2 protein-coding genes are annotated in these 750 nt (G+C 36.1%); both read left to right on the top strand.

The genetic code is table 11. The features are described from left to right. Positions 1 to 241: hypothetical protein (locus HP552_RS34660; RefSeq protein WP_217506282.1), on the top strand; the 241-nt coding region annotated here is incomplete at its 5' end. Between the two features lie 189 nt (positions 242 to 430). Then, positions 431 to 750: Ea47 family protein (locus tag HP552_RS01575; RefSeq protein ID WP_446686450.1), on the top strand; the 320-nt coding region annotated here is incomplete at its 3' end.

The following is a 750-nucleotide window of genomic DNA, read 5'->3' as shown; positions in this document are numbered from 1 at the left end:
TCCGCTCCGGCACATAGCAGTCCTAGGGACAGTGGCGTACAGTCATAGATGGTCGGTGGGAGGTGGTACAAATTCTCTCATGCAAAAAATATGTAAAATCGGTAGCAACTGGAAATCATTCAACACCCGCACTATCGGAAGTTCACCAGCCAGCCGCAGCACGTTCCTGCATACGACGTGTCTGCGGCTCTACCATATCTCCTATGAGCAACGTGTTAGCAGAGCCAAGCCACAACTCTAATTTTAATACATAATGAATGATAATAATAATATTAAAAATTTCCTGTGTAACTAATTTACTATATGGTTTCTGATAAGAATCATTGCAAAGATCAAACAACTTGTATTACATTGACAGTTAAGCAGTTAATTTTATCACCTCTAAAATATATCAGCATCTAGCATGCAACCTATCAAAATGGAGAGTTTTATGACTAAAAAACCATGGGAAAGAAGACTTAAAGATTTATCGCACTTGCTCAAATGCTGCATTGATACATATTTTGACCCTGAATTATTTCGCTTGAATTTGAATCAATTCCTCCAAACCGCAAGAACAGTAACATTTATTATTCAAAAAAACAAAAACCAGATTATAGGATATGACATTTGGTATAACAATAATGTTATTGAAAAATGGAAAAATGATCCATTAATGGCTTGGGCTAAAAATTCTCGCAATACGATAGAAAAACAAGGCGATTTAGAAATGTATAGCGAGGCAAAGGCTACTCTTATTTCATCTTACAT

Origin of the sequence: Paenibacillus xylanilyticus (assembly GCF_013359935.1) — a bacterium.
In the GTDB taxonomy this organism is placed as follows: Bacteria; Bacillota; Bacilli; order Paenibacillales; family Paenibacillaceae; genus Paenibacillus; species Paenibacillus xylanilyticus.
The sequence above is the reverse complement of the archived record's forward strand: the minus strand, read 5'-3'. Positions and strand labels throughout refer to the sequence as shown.